The organism is Gimesia sp. (assembly GCF_040219335.1).
Classification (GTDB): domain Bacteria; phylum Planctomycetota; class Planctomycetia; order Planctomycetales; family Planctomycetaceae; genus Gimesia.
Window position 1 is genome coordinate 1 of sequence record NZ_JAVJSQ010000045.1, and the last position, 17528, is coordinate 17528.

At 54.1% G+C, this 17528-nt stretch carries 7 protein-coding genes; 4 read left to right on the plus strand and 3 right to left on the minus strand.

Annotated elements, in window-relative coordinates:
- Positions 1 to 238 (plus strand): matrixin family metalloprotease (locus RID21_RS30550; RefSeq protein ID WP_350195627.1); only part of this gene is annotated, 238 nt, incomplete at its 5' end.
- A gap of 459 nt (positions 239 to 697) precedes the next feature.
- A complete protein-coding gene (locus RID21_RS30555; protein ID WP_350195629.1) occupies positions 698 to 8776 on the plus strand; it encodes a hypothetical protein in 8079 nt (2692 codons plus the stop codon).
- Positions 8777 to 8860: 84 nt separating this feature from the next.
- Here the strand turns inward: RID21_RS30555 and RID21_RS30560 are convergent, their stop codons facing one another.
- The 3 genes from RID21_RS30560 to RID21_RS30570 form a co-directional block, all read right to left on the minus strand.
- Positions 8861 to 10351: a DUF1501 domain-containing protein gene (locus RID21_RS30560; protein WP_350195631.1), complete on the minus strand. Its 1491-nt coding sequence runs from the start codon at positions 10349 to 10351 to the stop codon at positions 8861 to 8863.
- A 36-nt stretch (positions 10352 to 10387) separates the two neighbouring features.
- Positions 10388 to 13903, minus strand: a complete 3516-nt coding sequence (locus tag RID21_RS30565) for a PSD1 and planctomycete cytochrome C domain-containing protein (RefSeq protein ID WP_350195633.1) — start codon at positions 13901 to 13903, stop codon at positions 10388 to 10390.
- A gap of 121 nt (positions 13904 to 14024) precedes the next feature.
- Positions 14025 to 15020 carry a DUF6268 family outer membrane beta-barrel protein gene (locus RID21_RS30570; protein ID WP_350195635.1) on the minus strand — a complete coding sequence of 332 codons (996 nt, stop codon included), beginning with the start codon at positions 15018 to 15020 and terminating at the stop codon, positions 14025 to 14027.
- Between the two features lie 367 nt (positions 15021 to 15387).
- Here RID21_RS30570 and RID21_RS30575 point away from each other — a divergent pair, with 367 nt between their 5' ends.
- Both RID21_RS30575 and RID21_RS30580 read left to right on the plus strand, forming a co-directional pair.
- Positions 15388 to 16002, plus strand: coding sequence for an SOUL family heme-binding protein (locus RID21_RS30575; RefSeq protein WP_350195637.1), 615 nt, complete (start codon positions 15388 to 15390; stop codon positions 16000 to 16002).
- Between the two features lie 566 nt (positions 16003 to 16568).
- Complete coding sequence (locus tag RID21_RS30580; protein WP_149345274.1) at positions 16569 to 17507, plus strand: DUF1559 domain-containing protein; 939 nt, start codon at positions 16569 to 16571, stop codon at positions 17505 to 17507.
- Positions 17508 to 17528 lie beyond the last annotated feature (21 nt).

Consider the following 17528-nt stretch of genomic DNA (forward strand, 5'->3'; position numbering starts at 1 on the left):
CACACTGCTGGACGGCAGCCTGCTGGCCGGTTCCGGCAGCGACGCCTTTGGTCAGATGGATCTGCTGACAGTCGTAATGCACGAGCTGGGTCACACGCTGGGTCTGGAAGATCTGGACTCAGACGGTACCCTGATGAGCGATTCGCTGGACGTCTCCGAACGTCGCCTGCCGAGTGCAGACGATCTCGACGACTTCTTCAGCGGCATCGCCGGCGGAGACAACCCGCTGCTGGACTGATTAAAACAGTCCCGCTACAAACAGTCCCGACAGTCCCCCGGAAACCCAAGGTTTCCGGGGGACTGTTTTTATTGGTGTGGGGGATAGCCGTGCTGAATTATCTGACGTCACAAATTGTGATCGTGCAGTAAAGCACTGCTGCCAGGAAACGGATCTGCTTTAATCATCCGTTCGTCTGTTTTTCTCATTGTTTTATGACTTGTAAATCATGTATGTTAAGTTATTGAAACCAATGTCAGATATTCAATCTGCATGGAGAGACAGGGCCCATCAGGTTCGCGACCTGGCACATCATCAATACAGGGAAAATCCCATCAGGGAATCTACGGGGCTATCCTCTATACATTGCAGAGCGGAGTGAATGAGATGTTTCTGACCCACTGGCTGCAGGCGATTTCAGCGCGTTCATCTACTCGCCCGTCAGTTCGCCGCCGTCATCGCCGGAACTTACGTCAGACAGTGACTGATTCTTCTGCCCGGCAGATCCATTGCATTGAGCTACTGGAAGACCGAACTCTCTTGACCAGTCTGTTTCAGGGGGAACTTCTACCTGATGCTGCACTCGCTCCTTTAGATACGGATCAGTCAGGTTCCGCGGTTGCGGTTTCCGGGGGCTGGCTGGTAGTAGGCACCCCCAATGCAGATCCAGCGGGAATCGATAATGCGGGAGCCGTCACCCTGTATACCCGCAATGACTCAGGGACGCCCGCAGATCAGACCGATGACAGCTGGGACTATCATTCGACGCTCGTTTCACCTCGTGCAGATAATACAGACCAGGATCTGTTCGGAACGTCGGTCGCCATTGATGGTGATACACTGCTGATCGGTGCGATCGGAGCAGACGAGGGAGATACCTTTGGTTCGGCCTATCTTTTCAGACGTAATGAACAGGGGACTGCCTCAAATCTGAGTGATGATACCTGGGACGCGCTGGCGACCCTCGCGCGTCCTGTAGCATTGGCGAACGATGCGGCGGAAGACTTTGGACTGGCTGTGGACCTCAAAGGCAATACTGCTGTAGTGGGGGCACAACTGGATTCGTATGGGGCTGCTGCGTCGTCAGGTGCCGTCTATGTCTTCACGACAGACGATGATTGGGCGACGTTCTCCGTCGATCAACTGAAAGCCGGTGATGCTTCTGCTGATGCCTGGCTGGGGTCAGCCGTGGCGATCAGTCAGGATGAAACGACTATCATCGCAGGTGCGGTGCAGGACCAGGGCAAGGGAGCCGCTTATCTGTTCGAACGCAGTACGAATGGTGCAGGCGTTGCGGATGATACCTGGGGAGAGATCAAGAAACTGTCGGGAACCACCGGTTCCGATCTGGGCAGCGCTGTTGATATTGATGATCGCTATGCCGCCGTTGGTGCAGCCGGCGATACGTATGGTGGATCGGTGTCGATTCTGGACGGCGCACAAAACTGGAATATCGTCGAGAAACTGCGTGCCAGCGAATATCCCAATTCGACGGACTCAGGTGGATTCGGAGCGGCTGTCTCCATTGCCGATATGAGCCTGGTCGTGGGAGATCCTCTGAGCAATGGGAGCACTGGGGCGGCATACCTGTTTGAGGGTTCGTTCAGCTGGAGTACGGCTGTAGAGGAGTCACTGATTGCTGCCGATACTGAAACCGGCAGTAGCTATGGTTCCGCGATCGCCATTGACGGAGAGACAATTGTCAGTGGTGCACCGCTGCACGACCATGGTGCAACCGATACCGGTAGCGCCTATGTATTTGGTTTTCCTCCCGTGATTGACTTTATTACCCAGATCGTGAATGGCGATTTGCTGATCGATCATCAGACGGTCTCCGATTCGATCCTGTCGATGACGATCAGTGGGGGGCAGCTGATCGTGAGCGTGGTTGACAATCTGATCACAGCGCCGGTTGGCGGAGAACAGATCGATGCGCAGACGATTGCCGTGTCGTTATCCATGCTGACGGGCAGCACCATTTATCTGACAGGGGGAGCAGGAAACGAACAGGTCACCCTGGATACATCCCTCGCTGCAGCTGGACTTAGAATTGACTACGATGGCGATGATGGCTCGGGTGATGATACGATTATCCTGAGCGGGGCTGCAGACTCCCTTTCCTCCTGGATGGGGGGATCTCAATCAGGCTGGGTGCGTTTGAATGAATTCGACCTGGATTTTCTATCCTACTCCCGGCAGGATCAGATGATCTGGGATGTGGCGACGGTCCACCTGGATCTGAATTATGACAATGACACACAGACGATTGATTTTAACGCGGATGCAAGTGGTGGATTTCAGGTGATCTCCGGTTCCGGTCCGGAATTGAGGGTCTTGCAGGTTCCTTCCACAACCCTGACCTTGAACAGCGGTGCCGGGCTGGATTATGTCAACATCAATTCCGTGGGACAGGATGCGACTGCCGACCTGATCATTACCGAAACGCGCGGCGATGACTGGGTTGAATTCGGAAACTCGCTTGACCTGGGCAGTGGTGATCTGGAGCTGCACGTCAATCGAGCCACTTTTGGTGAGAGTATCACGACCACCGGAAACGTACATATCGAAGCCGCTTCGATTTTTACAGATAGCACAACTCCGCTGAATACCGGCGGTGGAAATATTTACTTTGAGTCGACTGGTCTCAACCTGGGCGAGATCATCACGACAGGAGATGTCTGGATCGATGCCAGCGCTTCCATTATCGATACTAATGGCTCCAGTAATAACATTACGGCTGCACGGGCAGTGATCCTGAGTGGATCTTCGACGAATTCAATGGAGACTCAGGTGGGTTATCTCGAGGTTGCCACTGTAGGCTTTGTGCAGGTTCAAAACACAGGGGACCTCGTGATCGGGGATGCGGGTGACCTGACCGGGATTTACGCCAGGGACAGTACCATTTATGTCAATACAACGGGTTCACTGGATGTCCGGGAATCGATTCAGACGGGGACCTCACTCAGTCTCTACGCCGGCGGGGATATTATCATTCGGGCTGGCGTGATTGTGAAATCGGAGGACAGTTCGTTTGGTGTGAGCCTCGTTGCAGACGATGATATTCTGGTGGAAGAAGGAGCCCAGTTGATCGCGCTGACCGGTGGCGTGGGACTGGAAGCTAAGAACATGGTCGCGGACAATGCGAATATTGCCGTCGCACTGTGGGGACAGACTCATTCTGCAGACGGCACCGCCGTTTATGGCGGCGTCAATTCAGATGCTTTTTACATCACTCCCAGTCTCGAGTCCGAAATTACCGTCAATGGGTTATCGCAGGCGAGTCCCGGTGACACGCTCTTTTATAATGAACCGATCGACGGAGCCTATCTTGATTACGACAGTGAGAATGCGCGGCTGGATTATGGAGGCGGATATCAGAGTATCTATATCACAGGCATCGAAAACCTGGAAGCGGGATTCAGTGTGCCTGACCCCGCGCATCTGATGATCAAGGGGACTTCAGGCGACGATTTGCTGACCATTACTGCCAGCGATAATAATTCTGGTTCCTACCAGTTGAACGCTGGTCCTGTCGTCAACTTTTTCAGTATCTCATCCCTGGAGTTCTACGGATTTGAAGGGGACGATCAGCTGATCATCAACAATCCCTCGGGCGGCGTCTTTGTACTGGAGAATGGAATCTACTTTGACGGCGGTGAGGGTGGAGAGACCAGTGGCGACCGTCTGGAAATATCAGGCGGCGTTGCAGTCGCGGAAACGCATCATTTTCTGGATGAAAGTCAGGGACGGGTCTTCTTTAATGCCGACACCCGACCCGCGATTCAGTACGCCGGACTGGAACAGCCCCTGGATTCGACAGTGAGCGTGGATCGACTCTCGCTTAGTTTCAGTGGTGTCAGCACCCTGAGTGAAGCTGGAGTCGACGAACTGACCTATGAGTCGGATGTCAGTCAACTGGGGACCTTCCTGAATCCTTCCTTGAGTCTGACGGTCAACAGCGGGAACTGGAACAGCGGACTCACTTCCGAGATTACGATCGATTCTCTGGGAGGGAATTTCAGCGCCGATCTAAATCTGGGGCAGGGGGTAGGGACAGAAACGGTTTCCCTCGGAGCTGGTCTGGATCTGGATCAGGGAAATCTGCTCAGTCTGGCTGATACGACACGAATCACTGGCGCCATTATTCTGGATGGTGATGTCGAAGTTGTCTCCAGTATTTTGAGTTTCACCACCTCTGACAGCAGTATCGACGCGGGTTCGGGGAATATTCATCTTGAATCCTCAACCTCCTGGTCAACGGGCCAGCTGACGACCACCGGTGATGTGAACTTGATCGCGGGCAATGGTCATCTGAGCCTGCTGAATTCCACTGTGAACTCGATTACCGCAGGACTGCTGGAGCTTACTGCCGAACAGGGATCGATCCTTAACATGACAACCGACGTCGATCAGTTAGTCGCGGCGGCGAAAGGAGTCGTCAGAGTCAGGAATACGGGGGATCTGATTCTCGGTTCCGCAGCTGCTCAGACCGCCTGGAAAGGGATTCGTTCTGCCACCAGCATTATCGATATAGAGAGTGAGGGGGGCATCGATATCCACGAGTCGCTGTCTGCCGGGATAGGAATATTACTGGCCAGTGTGGATGGCGATCCGGGCAGCCTGGCGGATGACCTGACTGTTCGGTCTGGTGTAAAAATCGAAGTAGCTAACGGGTCCATCACATTTAATACCGCAGATGATATTCTCATCGAGGCCGGAGCACAGCTCGTGGCTGGGAACTCGTCGATCGCGTTAAATCTAAGCTCTATTACCACTGACTTTCAGGGGGGCGAACTGGCACTGTTCGGTCAGCTCTCAGCGGTGAATGGCGCTCAACTGACCGGGAGTGTGTTCGCAGATACGTTTCATCTCTCTGCCAGTTCTGCGACGGAGATTACCGTCAATGGAGAGAGTCCTGCTGCACCAACTTCCCCTGCTGATTCGCTCTATTATTACTCATCACCGGGAGCCGTTCCCGAAGTGACCCCCAGTGGTACTGACAGTGGGACCATTTCGTTTACCGGCGGACTGGAAACGATTAATTATTCCGAGATGGAAGATGTCAACCTGCAGGGGGGGCTCTGGGTAGAAGGTACTGAGGGCGATGATGAGTTGACGGTCTTAGCGACGGGACCTGACAGTGGTACTTTTCAATTCAACGGCGGCTCTGTTGTCAGTTTTACCTCTTTGACACAACTGGTCTTTGCAGGGGGGGAAGGGGATGACCTCCTGAGTATTCACAACCCGGATGGCGGTCTGTTTACTCCAGCTGAGGGGATTCTGTTTGACGGAGGTTCCGGGGGAGAGACCAGCGGCGATGCACTGGAAATTCTGGGCGGGGCCGCCTCGACGGTTGAGCATCGATTCATCGATGAGAGTTCCGGCAGCATTCTCTACAATGGCAGTGCCACGCAGACAATCACCTATACCGGGCTGGAACCGATTCTGGATACGATTGAAACGCAAAACCGGAGCTTCAGCTTTACCGGAGCGGATGAGACGATTACGTTGTCTGATGACGGTGTGGCTGGGGACAGTCTTTCAATGATTGATTCTACCCTGGGGGAATCGGTCACGTTTCTCAATCCTGCGAATGTACTGGCGATTCAGACCCAGGCCGCTGGCGGTACCGGTGTGGATACCGTCGATCTCAATGGTCTAGACAGTAACTTCAGTGCTGACCTGTTTGTGACTCCAGGCAGTGATGATGCGGTCAATGTCGGCAATCTGGATCTGGGGGCCGGCGATCTGACGCTCTCGGGAATCGTGAGTTTCAATGGCGCCTTTACCACGACGGGAGGTGTGATTGGCGAATCCGCCGGCGATCTGACATTTGCAGCCGGAGGCAGTCTCAGTGCAGGAGTGGATAGTGTTGAGCTGTTCGCAGAGTCGAATCTGTATCTGGGGTCGATTACGACGCCGAACCAGATTCAACTGACAGCGAGCAACGGTTCAATTATCGATGCCAACGGTGCTGCGGAAAATCTGAATGGATACCTGGTGACGCTGATTGCCTCCGGTGGGATTGGTGCAGGGGATGCGCTGGAATCGAGTATCGTGGGTCTGCAGGCGAATTCCGGTGGAGGATTCTCACTGGAGAATACCGGTATGCTGTTTCTTGGTTTCTCTGGTGGGATCGACGGCGTAACGACGAACGGAACGACCCGCATTACTTCGACTGACAACATGACAGTCTACGAATCGGTGACTGTCGCGGGAGGTTTGCTGCAGCTGGAAAATACCGGTGGAGATTTTCTCCTGCAGAACTCTGCTACTATTTCGAATACGGGAGCCTCCGGTATCGACATTGATTCGGCCGGGAGTATCACTTTGGTCGAGGGGACGCGGATTGAGAGTAGTGGAGCGGGCCTGATCGACGTGCAATCAGTCAACGATCTGTTCGTCGCGAACCTGAAAACCTCCGGTACAGTGCAACTGACTTCAACAGCGGGTGCCATTCGCGATAATCTCCCCGGTGAAGGCCCCCTGGTTGAAAGTGAGACGTTGATATTACAGGCCGCAACCGGCATCGGCGGTGCAGGGACTCTGGACCTGGATACCGAAGTCAACAGCATCACTGCCCACGCAACCCAGGGACCGATCATGATCGACAATTTTGGTGAACTGTTTGTGCAGCTTCCCGAGTTACTCGATCTGGTGCTTGATGAGGATGCGCTGGAGCAGACCATCGATCTGTCTCAGATCACGACCGCGGGGGGAAATTCTCAGCCGTTAACAGTGGTCGCACAGAGTAGTCAGCCTTCGCTGATCCCAGACCCGCAGGTGAACTTTGCCGTGGCTGATACGACCGCCGACCTGGTATTTACGCCGATCGCGAATCAGAGTGGAGTTGCGACAATCACGCTTGTCATATCTGACGGAGGCACCGATTATTCCACAGAGACGACCGGCGATAACCGCACGATTTACCTCACGTTCGATGTGACGGTCAACTCTCTGAATGACGACCCTGAACTGGATTCTGTCCCTGATCTGTTACTGCTCAAAAATGCGTCCGAGCAGACGGTGAACCTGAGCGGTATTTCTGCGGGAGGAGGCGAAGCACAGCCGATACGCGTGACAGCTCAGAGTAGCTTACCAGGGCTGATTGCAGATCCCGTGGTGAATTACTCCTCTGACGATGCGACCGGCAGCCTGGTCTTTACCCCGATCGCTGACCAGACTGGAACAGCGACGATCACTGTCACCGTCGAAGATGGGGGCCTGGACAAAAATCTGTTGACGACGGAAGACAATGCCACGATCACGCGAACCTTTGATGTCGTCGTGCAGGAATTCGAAACACTCTCGATGCGAGTGGTCGAAACGCCCACCTCGGTCGATAGCCAGGGGGAAGCGGCGACACTCCCGGATCACCAGAATGGGATCAGTGAGTGGAAAACCTACTGGGTGGAATTCTGGGTGAATACCATTGATGTTGCCAGCCTGGGGATTGAGACGGTCTCGCTTGATCTGAATTATCAGACTGATTTTACTACCGCGACGGACATTGAATACGGTACTGCGTTTTCCCAAAACCAGACCGGGACGATCGATGATCTGACTGGTCAGGTTGCCAGTCTCTCTGCGACCGTTGATACGAACGATCTGGGTATCGACGGGCAGCTGTTGTTTGCCCGGATCCGCTTTGATTCACTTGCCGATGATCAGGTACTGCTGGACCTGGAGGGGCAAAGTATCGGGCCGCATGACCTGGGACTGCAGATACATTCTCCACAGATCACGCTGGGAAGTGGACGCATCAGCCAGACGCCGATCATCGATTCCCCCGGCGCCTCTATCTGGGCGAATCCCTACGATCTGAATGATGATGACCGGATCAGTTTTCGAGATCTGCTGCTGTTTGCGAGCGTGTATAACAGTGTGCCCGCAGAATCCAGTTCGGAATACGCCTGGTTCAGTGACATCAATCAGAATCAGCGGGTGGATTTCAAGGACCTGATCTTTCTGGCCTCGAATTACAACAAGACAAAACTATCACAGACAAATATTATCTACCCGACTAATTATCCGGATGCCTGGAATCAGAATTTACAGGTTGCGCTCGTCCCTCAGACCACTCCAGAGGCTGCTCCATTGACTCAGTCGCAGGCGGATACGATGTTGCAGACCGCTGTTCTGGAAGTCAGCCCGACTGTTTCAAGTGCAGAGCAACAGAAGCTGGTGGATGTCAAAGTGGAAGTAGTCGATCTGGAAGGGAGTACGCTGGGACGGGTGGTCGGCGATACGATTTATATCGACGTGAATGCCGCCGGTTATGGCTGGTTTGTTGATATGACACCCCTGGATCACAGCGAGTATACCTACGACAGTCAGTTATCATTAATCGCATTACCGGGCAGTGAAGCTGCAGGTCTGATTGATCTCTGGACGGTGATTCGTCACGAGCTGGGCCACCTGCTGGGGGCAGAGCATACCGACGAGGGGCTGATGGCAGAGACACTGGATCCGGGTGTGCGGAAATTAGCTGAGTCGTATGCAGAGACCGATCAGTTCTTTGGTTCGCTGGAAGACGAGACCGAACTGCTTTCGTTTTAGCATTCCCCCGGTGAGAGCTGTAGAAACTTTACTGGAACCCTGTTTGTCAGGGGGCGATCATCCTTCTGGACCCGGTGTCACTGATCAACTGAGGATATCCAGGATCGGCTTACCGCGATCAATTTCCAGACGTTTTCGGCCGGGGATGTCGAGCCGCGTGGGGTCGAGACCGAGCAGGTGATACAGGGTGGCATGAATGTCGGTGACATAGTGCGGCGATTCGACGGCGTGGAAGCCGAGTTCGTCGGTTGCCCCATGCACGTAGCCCCGCTTGACGCCCGCACCGGCAAACCAGATGGTGAAACCGTGAGGATGATGATCGCGGCCGCTGGGCATTTTGGTACTTCCCCGGGTTTCCACCGCAGGGGTCCGGCCGAACTCGGTGCAGAAGACGACAACGGTATCATCCAGCATTCCGCGGCGTTTGAGGTCTTTGAGCAGACCTGCGACCGGTTTATCGACGCGTTTGCAGGACCGGGTGTGATTCTCTTTGAGTTTCTGATGCGAGTCCCATTCGCCGTAGCCACTTAAGTAGACCTGGGTGAACCGGACGCCCCGTTCCGCCAGACGACGTGCTGCCAGCAGGCGTTTGCCATAGATCGAAGTTTCGTTCTCATCGATGCCGTACAGGCGTTGTGTTTCTTTTGTCTCTGTGTCTAGATTCAGGGCTTCAGGAACGGAGCGCTGCATGCGAAACGCGAGTTCGTATGAGTTGATTCGCGCCCGGAGCTTCTCGTCGTTTGGGTACTCGACAGACGAGATGCGATTGAGTTCGTTGATCAGCGCGTACTGATTGGCCTGTTCTTTTTCGAGCACCGTCTGGGGACGCGCACCAAAGGGGAGCGAATTGTTCGGGTCGAGCGAGAATTCCACGCCCATGTATTTGGGTCCCAGATAGTCGGGACTGAAGTTTTCTTTGACGCGGGTGTCGGTGTATGAGCCCAGGAAAACATATTCCGGCAGATTCTGATTCAGGCTGCCCAGACCATAACTCAGCCAGGATCCGACGACCGGTTGTTTCTGATCCAGTTTGTGACGCCCGTGATGAATCTGGAACTCGGCGGCGTGGTCATTATCGGTGGTATACATTGAACGCACAAACGAGATGTCATCGATACAGGTTGCCAGGTGGGGCCACCAGTCGGTGATCTCAATTCCGGACTCCCCCTGTTTGCGAAAGCCGACCTGCATCGGCATGATTTTGTCATGTTCCCGTTTGACCTGCACCACCGAACGGGCCCGCTCCTGATAGCGCGGATCCTGAAACGGGTCGGGATAGACGGTGTCGGCGTAGGTCTTTCCGCCGTATTTGTTCAATTCCGGTTTCGGGTCGAAGGTCTCCATCTGGCTGTAACCACCAGAGAGAAAGATCCAGATCACCGACTTGGCCCGCGGTGTGAAATGCGGTCCCTGGGTGACCGCTCCCGAACTTGTGCTGGCGGCCTGCCCGGAGCCTTCGCGGTTCAACAGCATACTTAAAGCCATGCCGGTGGCTCCATAACCGAGGTCGGATAGGAACGTTCTGCGCTGGATCTGGCCGCACGGGGGCTGCATGGTTGTCAGGTCTGATTGCATAGTGTTGTCCTGCCTGTCAGGTTTGCAGACGCGGTTTTAACGGATGGTTACAAAATCATTATGGTTGAACAGCGCCTGTACCAGGCTTTCCCGGGCGCGGGCCGCTGGATCGGCAGCGGGTTGTTCAAAGGGTTTATTCTGATCTGCGGGTTTCTGGTTCGTCGCTTGAGGAGCTTTTTGGAACAGGGTCTGTTGCTGTTCCAGGAAACGGAGTGCAGCGGCCTGCTCACGCTGATTGGGGGCGCGGGCGAGAATCAGCTCAAATGCATTCCTGATAAAATCGAGTTCCTGTTCCGACGGGCTTTTCTCTGTAAGTTGTGCCTGCTCTGACCAGAGACGCGCCGCGATTCGACGCCCCTGTTTGAGTGCCAGCTGGCTGTTAGTTAACGCAAGTGCCTGCTGGGGCCGGACCGTGGTCTGCCTGCGGTAACAGTCGGTGGAACTGGGACCGTCAAACAGAGCCAGGAATTCCATCTTCGCTTCGCCATGATAGGAGTAGTAAAGACTGCGACGGTTCGTGGTGAGTCCCTGGTCCTGCTCGATCTCCTGTCCGAACATGGTCGTGTCCAGGTCATCCGCGAGATAAAACAGGCTGTCACGGACGACTTCCGCTTCCATTCTATGCAGGGGGAATTTCCAGAGCAGTCGATTGTCGCGGTCCGCGGTCAGATTTGGGTGTCCGGCTGAGACTCCTTTCGAACTTCGCTGGTACGCGTCGCTGCTGAGAATCAGGCGATGAATGTGTTTCATTTTCCAGTCATGCGCCATGAATTCCGCAGCGAGCCAGTCAATGAGCTGTGGATGCGTGGGCTGGGTACCACTGCGTCCAAAGTTATAGACCGAATCGACCAGTGGCTGTCCGAAGTGCCTCATCCAGATGTGATTGACGGCGACCCTCGCTGTGAGCGGATTACCGGGGCTCGTGATCCACTGCGCCAGGGCGGCTCTCCTGCCCGAACTCTGTTGGGGGAAGATCCGGCTCAGGGGAGCGAAGTCTATCGACTGTGCATCCCGCCGTTTTTCCGCGGCTGCCAGCGCGGTCCGGGCCTGCGTGAGCTGTTGTTGTGCGTCCTGAATCTGTTTAGTGCGCGTTTTCTCAGTCTCGGGGAGCAACTGAGCGGTGTGCAGTTTTAATGCAGCGGCTGCGACCTGCTGCTGAGCGGCACTTCGTTTCGCGTTCCATTCCGCCTGGCTGGCAGCACGCGCCAGGGAATCGGCTTCCGGCGACTCATCGATGTGACGGGCGCTGGCAGCGTCGACGCGCGCCTGGTACTGCGCGAGCTCGGCCCGGGCCGCTTCTAAATCTGCTTGCAGCGTGTCCCGCTTTAGCTGAACCAGAGACAACTGCTGGCGGGCGGCGCTGATTTTCTGCTGCCACTGTTGTTCCTCGGGGGACAGTGGTTTCTGGAGTGTGATTTTCGAAGTCGCATTCCCTTTACTGAACCGCGTGAGGATCCAGTCGGTTGCGCTCGTGACATCTGCGCCCTCTGAGTAATCCGGAAATTCGAAATCGAAGCGGTTGAGTTCCCGGCCTCCCGGTTCGAGGAAGACGATGTGATCGAATTCCGCACGGCTGCCTGCGTGGGCATCGAGAAAGAGCCCGCGGTTGACACTGTGGGCCGGATTCCAGCCATTGAGGGCAATCGGCGTCTCTTTAATGATGATTGATTGATCCTGACTGCGGGTGACCGTCAGTAGTGCGATGTCTTTGGCAGGCTGCAGCTTGAGGTCCACTTTCAGATCGAGTGGTTTTGCCTCAGTCGGGAATGAGCCGATGGTGGTGACACTCGTGCTGCCGGGGGCATAAGTCAGAATGTTCCCCGCCTCGAAGGCGACATACAAATTAGTTCGCCCGGCGGCCAGATCGTTCGAGAGTTGAAAATTCACCATCTTGTCGGCGTGGAGTCGCAGCTGAAAGTGAATTTCCAGTTGCTCTAGCAGTTCGTTCCAGCCTGTCAGTTCCCTGGCGAGTGCGCGGCGACCCTCTCCACCGGTCAATTGCAGTGTCTGTTGGCTGGACGGGCTGTCCGCCGTTTGTTGAGACTTCTGCCAGGCTCTGTATTCTGTCAGCAGATTGGTCTGTGTCTGCTGCTGTTCCTTGAGCTGTTGTTCGAGGCTGGGGGACTCCGCGTCCCATTTCTGCTGTGCCTGCTCTATAGCCGTCGTTCGTTTTTGTGTTTCCTCCTGGATCACAAACGGCTTGAGGCCGGGATACCAGGCGGTTGCCGGCAGCTTGACCGGTTGGATCTGAATTTCATCACCGCCCAGAAACTGAATCGTCCCGGCTTCAATGGGGGGCTTGTCTTTGACGATGTTCTGTTCCAGGCCGCCGGTATAAAACCGGGCGAGGGCATCGGGATGTCGATCATAAATGCGGACCATGCCGGTGCGAACCGGTCCGTTTCGCACACTCAGTTTATAATCAGGAAAGGGGCCCGGATCGGCTTCGCCAGGGACTCGATCGTGTCTCAGGTCAATCGGTTCAAACAGGGACCGGAAGGCGAAGTATTCTTCCTGGCTGATCGGATCATACTTATGATCGTGGCATTCGCAGCAGTTCATGGTCAGTCCCAGAAACGCTTTGGCCGTATGCTCGACATTGTCTTTCAGCCAGGTGTGATAGTTCCAGCGGTAAAAATTCCGGACGATGAATCCGGTGGCGACGAGATTCTCCCGGTCGTTGGGGGCCAGTTCGTCTGCTGCCAGCATCTGACGGACCATCACATCGTAGGCTTTGTCTTCGTTGAGCGAGCGAATGATCCAGTCGCGCCAGCGCCAGGTCAGGGAATAACTGTTAGTCATGTCTTTCGCGCCCCGTCTGCCGTACCAGTCGCTGTAACGCCAGACGTCCATCCAGTGACGTCCCCAGCGTTCGCCGTATTGCGGGCGGCTGAGCAGATCGTCAATTACGCGCTGCCAGGCATCGGGGCGAGTGTCGTTCAGGAAAGCAGACAGTTCCGTCGGACGGGGAGGCAGCCCGATCAGATCCAGGTAGAGTCGACGAAGACGGGTCGCTTTGTCCGCCTGGGGTTGTGGAGTCAGTCCACCTTCCAATTGACGGGCCAGTAGAAAAGCGTCGATAGGATTTTGCGAAGGAGAATTGGTCTGCGGTATCGCAGGACGTTTGACTGGTTGAAAGGCCCAGTGTTCTGTGGGCGCTGGTTCGGGAGAATCGTTGGCCGGAAAATGTGCTCCCTGATCGATCCAGGTGCGAATCAGGGCGACTTCATCAGGTGTCAGTTTGCGTCCCTGACCCTCTGGTGGCATGGCGAAATCCGGATCTTCGCCGATCACCTGAAAGAGCAGGCTCTCCGCGGAATTCCCCGGGACAACGGCCTTACCGATTTCGCCTCCCTTGAGAATGAATTTCCCCGCATCAAGGCGTAAGGCTGATTCCTGTTTCAACACACCATGACAGGCGAAGCAGTGCGCCTGGAGCAGGGGTTTGATCTGTTGTGTGTAGTCAACGGGGACGGGGGGCGTTTCCGCGCGAAGCGGGAGAGAGACACACAAACTGACGCAGCAGGACACGACGAGGGTAGGCCATTGCATGGGAGGTCTCCACAGTGCAGATGAGGCTGGTCTCAGGGCGAGTTTCTTAACTTATTTTATATTTTGTTGTGTGCAATCTCCAGACTGGAATCGGAGAACCTGAAAATTATTGGAGAACCGTTTAAAATCGGATGCCTGAGTGCAGAAGCAGAGTATTATCGATCTTGATGTCGGCTGCCTGGTGTTCCCGTTCGAACTTACGACCGAAGACATAACCCGCCTCGATCAGATAACTGGCTCCCGGGGATTGAAATCGTCCGGGCGAGCGGGGAGGCATTGATTCCCAGCCGACGACCAGCCGCCATTCGCGATAATTCAAACGTTCGGGTGAACCATCGCGGAGATTGTAGGCCCAGTTTCCGCCGGACATGCCCCCGCCGACATAGGCCCACTGCTGCCGCGTTTCGGATTCGGAGATCAGATACGAGATCCGCGGATTGGGAAGCATCAGGTTGACTTTGACGGAAGAAGAGGGCCGCCAGGTGGCACCGATCACCGGCAGGACGGGAATGTCTTCCTGACCTGTGGCCAGAGCACCGAAGGCGAGATCCCACTCTTCGTTGGGGCGATAGATGGCAAACATACCACCGCGGAACTGCCAGGCCATGCTGCCTGTATTGTAAAAGTCGGTCGCGAAGACGCCACTCAACATCGTGCGGACGAGCCAGCGTTCATTCAGCGGACGCATCCAGGACACACCCAGCGAAAACTGATGCAGGTCCCGGGGCAGGTCAAGTTGGACCGGTGCGTTGATGCGGGTAAAGGAATAGCCGGCGGTCAGGAACGGGGGCGGCGGACCAAATACCGGGTAGAGGGGGAGTTTCAGATTGAGGTCAGAAGAAATCATTTCCACGCCATCGGCTTCCGGTTCCCACTCTGCGGAGATATCGAAGCGGGGGCGTAATAATGTTTTCAGGTCCGGCAATGATTCTGTTTCGGGGTCGGGTACTGGTTCAACCGGGGAAAATGAATCTTCCAGTGGTGGAGGAACGAGGGGATTGATCTCGTCTGGTTCGTCTAACTCCTGTCGCAGAAACTGATCGGTGGGGAGCAGAAAAGCGAGACCAGGCTCGGCTGCAGGTGCTTCTGACTCGAACTGTGCAGGCTCTGCGCGCAAGCTGATTGTGAAACAGCATAAACCTGTTAAGAAAAATAGAAAGTGGCGGGTAGTCAACATGAGATTAGAATGGAAATAATGGCTGTGAGCAGGTCAGCGCAGAAGTGAGGGGGGATCATAGCGCATTTTTATCGCTGTTGCTACTTCATAGTCGCGTCCGAGGATTCGACCATCTCAAAAATCAAAAAATATTCGCTTACGACCTGCAGATAAAACTTAGGTTGGGTGCTGATTTGTCCACAAAACCCGTTTCGGGCAGGATTGGGCAGTGGTCAAACCGCTATGCAGGGCTAAAAATAGATAATTAGGCTGATGTGGCTGAATTTATTCCTGATCAGTCTCTTGGCAGACCGGGAGTGGGATGGAAATGAATCGAAGAAAAATGCTCTATCTAATTTTGGCTCTTGTTGTCGTGGTTCTGTTCGTATCTGGCTGGAGAATCACGTCGCGTTCTGCTTATGAGTCAGCCGCCTATGAAGTTGTCAAATCAGACGGCGATTTCGAGGTCAGAGAATATCCTGATCTGAAACTGGCGATGACCAGTAGTGAATTTGATGCGCAGGGAAAAGATGGCAGCTTCATGCGACTGTTTCGTTATATCGACGGAGCAAATCAGGAGTCGCAGAAAGTCGCAATGACCACTCCCGTATTCATGGAGCCTGAGCATGACCAGGTGGCTGGTCAGATGGCATTTGTCCTTCCGCAGCAATATGACAGCCAGACAGTTCCGCAGCCTGTGAGTGAGGCGGTACAGATTCAGGAACGTAAAGGGGGCCGTTTTGCGGTGATCCGGTTCAGCGGTCGTCTGAATCAGGAGACCGTTAAAAACGCCGAAGCGAAGTTGCGCGACTGGGCCAGTGGTGAGGGGCTTGTCTGCCAGAATGCAGTGGAATACGCGGGCTACGATCCACCGTGGACTCCCGGTCCTTTCCGCCGTAATGAAGTTCTGATTCGACTGGAAGGCGAGATTACATCGAAATAATCAATGGCGACCGGACGCCTGATTTCGGATGCCTCAGATTCGAATCTGATGACAAGCATTTGGGAGTGTTGTTTACTAAATGCTCGCTTTATAAACAGGGTTAATTGTGAAGAAAATCTGGATACAAGAATCAGTTTTTCATTGGTCAAAAAATTCGGATCAATTCTAAAATCTTAAGTAGATATGTTATTGACATTTAAACAGTGCCGAGCTTAAATTTACTTAATTGAGGTATGTTTCAAATTCGCTTCATGACTTCTTCAAAGTGATATACCTTATAAATTCTATCAGGCTTTCGCCTCTCTGGTTATCTGTGAAAAGTTTGCCTTCTCTGGCAGTTGTTGTTTTCAACAATATATATCTTGTACTTTTATTAAGCGCTTACAAAACCCAGCATCATTAAAATCTCAGGTTCTGCTTTGTGAATCTGAACGCTTTATATACTGTCTCAACACGCTTGCTTTGCTGTGGAACCTCCCGCTTCCGGTCTATAAATTCCGGGAGTCGATAAGAGTACGAGATGAGATGTTCTCCCTTCTCTTATCTTTTTTCATGCGGAGGTTACTATGAGGCGTGTAACAGTCAAACGGGGTTTTACCCTGATCGAACTTCTGGTGGTGATTGCCATCATCGCCATTCTGATTGCCCTGTTATTACCGGCAGTGCAACAGGCACGTGAAGCAGCCCGACGGAGTACCTGCAAAAACAATCTGAAGCAGATCGGACTGGCACTCCACAACTATCATGAAACCCATCGTTGTTTCCCACAGATGCATGTGGAAACGCGCCGGACTGCTGCCGATGATGTGACCACCGACAGCTATCTCGCCTGGACGGTCATGCTGTTGCCATTCATGGATCAGGCCACGATCTACAACCAGATCAACATGAATACTCCCTGGCGGGCCAACTACACGGGAACGCCACCGCAGGAACCGCTGATCAAAACCGTGATTCCGGTATTTAACTGTCCGACTGACCCGATGGAAGGCTTGAACACTAATATCGGTAGCTGGGGCAAGTCAAATTATCCGGGGATTTACTCGCCATGTGATATCAATCCAGCGAATGGGCAGGGCCGCTGTTATGCAGGTGCATTCAACAACCATAACGTTAACCGCATTCGCGATTTCACCGATGGTACCAGTAACGTCATTATGGTGGGTGAGCGAACCACAGAAGGGGTTCCGGCCGGTGGTCTGTGGATCGGTGCCTCGAACACCAATAATGGGCACAATTACGCCAACTGGCCTTACCATACGGCTCTGGTCCGCACCTGGCAGGGGGCGACTGCGACTCCGACTCCGTCCACGATCTACCTGATCAACGGAATCAACCAGTCGACCGGAACCAAATATGAATGGTCGCTGGGCAGTTCGCACACCGGCGGTTGTCATTTTCTGTTCGGTGACGGTCGGATCAAATTTATCAGCGAGAATACCGATGGGAACACCCTGGTCTACCTGGCTGGTATCAACGATAAGAACGTGCTTGGAGAATACTAAGTCGACTCCAGGCTGAATTTG